The following is a 5864-nucleotide window of genomic DNA, read 5'->3' on the forward strand; positions in this document are numbered from 1 at the left end:
CCGGGCAGTCCACGTGAGCGTAGTGACGATTGTCACTCTCATACTCCACGTGCGCCGTCGCAATCGTGATACCACGCTCGCGCTCTTCCGGCGCATTATCAATCTGGTCGAACGCCTTAGCCTCGCCACCAAACTTCGTCGATAACACCTTCGTCATCGCCGCCGTCAGCGTCGTCTTTCCATGGTCAACGTGGCCTATCGTACCTACGGTTACATGCGGCTTTGTACGCTCGAACTTTTCCTTTGACATGGATCTTCTCCCAGTCTGTCAACCGGTCTGCAAAAACACTTCCGACGCAACAGCGTCACTTACTCAATGGAGCCCACAACCGGACTTGAACCGGTGACCTCTTCCTTACCAAGGAAGTGCTCTACCACTGAGCTATGTGGGCCAGGTAACAAGGGACAGGGTTAATGCCCTCTACCCTGTTACCTGACTTGGAGCGGGTGATGGGAATCGAACCCACATCATCAGCTTGGAAGGCTGAGGTTCTACCGTTGAACTACACCCGCCTCCGTAAGACGCTCCTTTAACTGGCATCCCTGCCTTCGCATTACACTCTTATAACTACCTGCCCGGCCGTCCTGCCCGGGCGCTCGCCGCTACTCGCGGCTCGCCCGTTGAACTACACCCGCCTTCATAATTCGTAGCGACACTTCATCTTTCTATCTGGTGGAGGGGGTAGGATTCGAACCTACGTAGGCGTAAGCCAGCAGATTTACAGTCTGCCCCCGTTGGCCGCTTGGGTACCCCTCCAAAACCAAGCCGGCTATTGTCGACCGTGGCCTGACCGGAGTCAACAGAATCGGGGCCTGAATATTACGCTGCCACCGGGGCCCCTCCTCTCGGGACCCCGGTGACAGCTATATATAAGGTGTGCCCCTGCCGGGGCCGCCTTAGCGGGTACCTGCCCGGCGCAGCGCTGACGGGCTGAAACCAGTGCTTTTCAGCTCCACGTCGAAATCGTAGGCCTTGTTCTGCTCGTTGTTGAGCCCCAGCGCCAGGTAGCGCCCGACCTGCAGGTCCGTATACACGTCCAGCGTCGTCCAAAGGGTCGGCACATCGTAGTAATTGATGGCGTGCCCCTCGGCAACGCGCCAGATCTGGTCACGGTTATCGTAGATATCCTCCACCAGGATCTGCCATGAATCTTCGTCGATGTAGAAGGTACGACGCTTGTATACGTGACGTATGCCGTCCTTCAGCGTGGCATTGACCACCCAGACCCGGTGCAGCTCGTAACGCGGATGCTCCTGGTTGATATGCAGCGGCCGGATGATATCGCTGTATTTCAGCTTGTCGCTGTGCAGCTTGTAGGCATTGTAGGGCACGTAAATCTCACGCTTGCCAACCAGCTCCCAGTTGTAGCGCTCGGGACTGCCGTTATACATGTCGAGATCATCACTGGTGCGCAGGCCATCCGAGGCGGTGCCGGGATTGTCGAATGCGACATTGGGCGCACGGCGCACGCGGCGCTGCCCGGGGTTGTACAACCACGCCTTGCGGTGCTCCAGCGCCTGGTTGAGGGTCTCGTGCACCAGCAGGATCTGGCCAGCCAGCCGCGGCGGCGCGGTAACCCGCTGCTTGAAGTAAATAATAACGTTTTCAAGCTCTTCTTCCTTGGCGCCTGGCATGCTGTAAGCCGGATAGAACTCGTCCTCCAGCATTACCATCGTATAATCACCGCTGCGGGTAACCGGCGCCTGGCCGATGGTCCGGCTGGCACCCTCACCGCGGAACCGCAGGATATGGTTCCAGATTACTTCGATTCCGGACGAGGGGATCGGGAACGGGACGCTTTCAGTTGCGCCGGTAACGCCATTACCGCCTTCGATCAGCTCGGCCGACACCGCATTGCGTTTGGTCGCATCGTAGATGCGCTGTGGGTAAGCTGCACTGCGACGCGTCGGATACACATTCATGAAATAAGTATCACCGTACGTTTTCAGCAGAGCTTTGTGCCCCGCTGTCAGCTTGTCGGCATACTGATCCATGTTTTGCGCATTTATCGTGAACTGCACCTGGTCGCCGGAAAACGGATCGGGATGGTGCCCGCCAGTCTTGAAGCCGGGAGCACCGGCATCTTCCGCGGACTTGATGCCCCCTTCCCACGCCGGGATGGTGCCGTCGGCATTGGCGGCCTTTTCTGCGCCTAACGGCGTCAGGTCTTTGCCCAGCCGCGCCGCCTCATCCGGTGATATTCCGGCGTGCGCCACGCCCAGCATTAAACCTATAGCGACGATGGTCGCAGCCTTTTTATGAGGCATAACTGTCCCCCGTTGTAACTAACGGCGCCTGATATGGAGCCTTATGAATCCGGTACCCGACCGGTGGTGAGTCGCTAGTATACGACCGCGGCGGGCAAGAAATTATCCACCAATGATAAGCCTTTGAATTTAAACCTGCAAAGCAGGCTGATTAGCGGCTATCGACGGTAAAACAGCGACTTTCCGGTCAGTTTCACCACCTGCGGCTCGTCAACCCTGAGGCGCCCCGCCAGCGGCGGCGGCGGCAGGCGGCGGAAATGCCGCGGATACGCGCCAGTCTCATTGATGTCGCCAGTCCAGTAAATCTCGCCGTGCGGCAAGGCACCGGAGCGCAGCAGATGGGCAATCCAGTAGGCATCATGGCTGGAGTGCACGTTGCGCAGACCGGCAAAACGGCGCAGCTCGGCGGGCGTCAGCAGGTAAACCACAAACCCGGCTTCAGCCAGATCATCGACCAGGTCGTAGTGACCGCGCTGCGCCAGCACAACAACATCGGCAATTAACGAACCGGCGTCCCTGAGCTGCGAGATCAACTCGCTGCGTCGTGCGGGCAGCCGGCGACGCTCGTGCACCTGGTAATTGGAGTCATCGACCAGCGACAGGATCGGTGGCTCAGCGAGCATATCGATGCCGACATGCAGGCGACCGGTGTAGGTGGTCCACCGGACGTTGCCGAGCAATTTTTTCATGACTGACATCCGGACATCCCCCAACCCCCGGTTAATTCATTATGTTATGGATACACCGTAATTGCCAGAAACAACTGGGTAAATTATGGTATTGCACTGCACTACTTCGCCGGGAGCGCTGTGAGTACCTCGCCTGCCGACCGCATCAGCACCGATCAGGCGGCAGCCGCAGCCGGCAGCAGCTTTGTCGTGCTGAAAAAAAATAATCTCGTCGAGAGACCCTGGGGCGGGCTGCGCATGCTCGACTACAAGGGCAGCGCACCGCTGCCCGACCAGAAAAAACTCACTGGCAACGGCGTTGGTGAGGCGTTCGAAGTCGCCGCCTGCGCCACGGATCCGGAAAGCAACCAGTATCCCAGCAGGGTTTTACTGGGCGATAACACTGAAATGAGCCTGCCACAGCTTTTGAGCGCGGCTGGCCGGGAGATACTCGGCAAACAGCTCTTTGATCGCTGCGGCGGCGAAATCCCGTTACTGCCAAAGACGCTGGATATCCAGGAATTACTCTCGGTCCAGGCGCACCCGCCCGGCAACACCGAACTGTACGTCATCATCGATGCCGAACCGGGAGCGACCCTCCGCCTCGGCTTCCGTCATACCGTCGATCCGGATGCCCTTCGGTCCGACCTGCTGGCGGCGCGCAGCCAACAGGAGCAGCTGCTCACCTGGCTGCAACCCGATGTCGATCAGTTCGAACTGCAAAATATCCTGGCACCATCATTTGCTGACCGTAGCGGAGATACAGACACCGCCGCGATGCAGCTCAGCCCGCTGCTGCGACGCCGTGAGGACTATGCCCCCGCCAGCCTGGCCCTGAAGCAGCTCAAGCTGATGTACTGGCAGATTCTCGACATGATGAACGAGATACCTCTGCATGCCGGACAGGTTATTTACAACGCCACGCCCGAACGTATCTGCGCTGCAACCGGCGCACCAGTGTCAGCCGAGGTGCACGCGCTGGGGAACCCGCAGCAGCTTGAAGTCATGATGCTGGAGATACGACGCCCCGGCGTGACTTACCGGGCGTGGGACAACGTGCGCTTTCCGCTGCGTGAGATCGATATCGACCAGACGCTGAAAGCACTTAACCTTTCCGGAACAAACCCGGCAGAATTCGAAGTAAAGCCAAAACCGGTTAACGGCGAGCCCAACGCGATGCGCCTGGTTGCTGGCGATCACTTCATTGTCGACCGGCTCAGCGTGACGACGAGCAATGCGGCAACGGTCACGGCCGGCTACTTTCATACTCTCCACTGCGTGAGCGGCGACTGCAGGCTGACCGATACGGCAGGTAATGCAGTGTTACTGACCCGTGGCAGCTCAGTTATTGCGCCTGCCGGTTTGCGCGAGTACCGCGTCAGCACCGCTTCGAGCGCCGAACTGATCCGGGTGCAGATTCCCCCGCAATGATCACCGTCGAAGAGGCAGCACAGCAGATCGAGGCAGCCATGCCGCCACGGCCTGTACAGCAGGTAACGGTCGCCCAGGCTGGCCTTCAGATACTTGCTGAACCGGTGCTGGCCGAGCGTGATCAGCCGCCGTTCGACCGGGTGATGATGGATGGGATCGCGATCGCCCATGCTGCGCTTGGCACCGGAACCACGCGTTTTCGCCGCACGGGCATCCAGGCGGCCGGGACAGAACCAAAGGCGCTCGCCGACCGCGGCGACTGCATCGAAGTGATGACCGGAGCAGCCCTGCCCGCAGGCTGTGACTGCATCGTACCGGTGGAGCAGGTATCGATGGATGACACGTACGCCAGCATCAGTGACCCTGACGGCATCAAGGCTCGGCAGTTTATTCATCCGCGCGGCAGCGATTACCGCTCGGGCCGGACAATTCTGTCGCCCGGGACCCGACTTGGCGCGGCAGAGATGGCGGTGCTGGCATCGTCAGGCAGCGAGTCTGTGTCAGTCGCTTGTCAGCCTGCCATCGAAGTCCTTGCCGTAGGTGATGAGTTGGTCGATCCCGGTGCCGAGCTTGCGTCGTGGCAAATACGGCGTTCCAACGACTTCGCCATTGAAACGCTGTTGCACGGGCACCAGCTCACAACTACTTCGCGCAACAAGCTGCCGGATAATGCCGACGTACTGGAACGGGAAATCGGCGATGCACTGAAACGCTGTGATGTGCTGGTGCTGACCGGCGGGGTTTCGATGGGTCGCTACGATTACATCCCGCGCATCATGCAACTCCTGGAAGTCGAAATACTCCTGCATCGCGTCGCGCAGGCGCCAGGCAAACCAATGTGGGTTGGGCGCCGCGGCGGTACCATGGTTTTTGCACTGCCTGGCAACCCGGTATCGGCGCTGGTCTGCGCCCGCCGCTACGTTGTACCTGCAATTGAATCCAGCATGGGCATCCGACCAGCCGGCGAAACGGCAGTGCTTGGCGCACCAATCGAAAATGCCACCCGGCTGACGCGCTTCGTGCCGGTAATTTCGGAGCGCCAGGAAACCGGCACTACCCTGATGCCACGACCTACCAATACCTCGGGCGATTTCCATGCGTTGGCCGGAACCGCCGGCTTCGTGGCCCTGGCGCCGGGCGCCCGCGTGCCGGCCGGGGCGACGGCGGAATTCTGGCGCTGGCACCGCTGAAAGACGTACTAAAGTGGCGCCGTCCGGTGCCGACACAATAGGTAACAACACTCTTTAATTTTTGAGGTTGCTGCAATGCAGCAGCTGGTGATGCCGTGGAATTACCGCAAGAGCTGGAAAGCCGTCTGGCCAACGTCTCCAACCTGCCCAGCCCGTCACGGGTCGCAATGGCTATTGTCGAACTGGCGCAGGATCCGGACCTGAACCTGACAACCGTTGCAGGCTTTATCAATAAAGACCCGGCCCTGGCAACAAAGATACTGCGTACTGCCAATTCGGCCATGTTCGCCCAGCGCCGCCGCAGCGA

6 protein-coding genes and 3 tRNA genes are annotated in these 5864 nt (G+C 59.6%); 3 read left to right on the forward strand and 6 right to left on the reverse strand.

All coding sequences use genetic code 11. The features are described from left to right. The 6 genes from tuf to HKN06_09125 form a co-directional block, all read right to left on the reverse strand. Positions 1-250: elongation factor Tu (gene tuf, locus HKN06_09100; GenBank protein NNF61471.1), on the reverse strand; the 250-nt coding region annotated here is incomplete at its 3' end. 67 nt (positions 251-317) lie between these two features. After that, positions 318-392 (reverse strand) — tRNA-Thr (locus HKN06_09105). A gap of 47 nt (positions 393-439) precedes the next feature. Then, a tRNA-Gly gene (locus tag HKN06_09110) sits at positions 440-513 on the reverse strand. 158 nt (positions 514-671) lie between these two features. Then, positions 672-757, reverse strand: a tRNA-Tyr gene (locus tag HKN06_09115). Positions 758-897: 140 nt separating this feature from the next. After that, positions 898-2268: a DUF1329 domain-containing protein gene (locus tag HKN06_09120; protein NNF61472.1), complete on the reverse strand. Its 1371-nt coding sequence runs from the start codon at positions 2266-2268 to the stop codon at positions 898-900. 158 nt (positions 2269-2426) lie between these two features. After that, on the reverse strand, positions 2427-2957 hold the full coding sequence (locus HKN06_09125) for a hypothetical protein (protein NNF61473.1): 531 nt from the start codon (positions 2955-2957) through the stop codon (positions 2427-2429). A 120-nt stretch (positions 2958-3077) separates the two neighbouring features. On the opposite strand from HKN06_09125, the gene HKN06_09130 reads away from it, so the two are divergent. The 3 genes from HKN06_09130 to HKN06_09140 form a co-directional block, all read left to right on the forward strand. Beyond that, on the forward strand, positions 3078-4367 hold the full coding sequence (locus HKN06_09130; protein ID NNF61474.1) for a hypothetical protein: 1290 nt from the start codon (positions 3078-3080) through the stop codon (positions 4365-4367). Then, entirely contained in the window at positions 4364-5557 is a 1194-nt protein-coding gene (locus tag HKN06_09135; protein NNF61475.1) for a molybdopterin molybdotransferase MoeA, read from the forward strand. The genes HKN06_09130 and HKN06_09135 overlap by 4 nt, the downstream gene beginning before the upstream one ends. A gap of 95 nt (positions 5558-5652) precedes the next feature. Further along, the coding region (locus tag HKN06_09140) for an HDOD domain-containing protein (protein ID NNF61476.1) at positions 5653-5864 on the forward strand (212 nt) is incomplete at its 3' end.

This window comes from Gammaproteobacteria bacterium (assembly GCA_013003425.1).
Classification (GTDB): Bacteria; Pseudomonadota; Gammaproteobacteria; order Steroidobacterales; family JABDKV01; genus JABDJB01.

Coding starts and splice junctions, on each gene's coding strand:
- HKN06_09120 (NNF61472.1), bottom strand. CDS start 2,268: ATGCCTCATAAAAAGGCTGCGACCATCGTCGCTATAGGTTTAATGCTG.
- HKN06_09125 (NNF61473.1), bottom strand. CDS start 2,957: ATGAAAAAATTGCTCGGCAACGTCCGGTGGACCACCTACACCGGTCGC.
- HKN06_09135 (NNF61475.1), top strand. CDS start 4,364: ATGATCACCGTCGAAGAGGCAGCACAGCAGATCGAGGCAGCCATGCCG.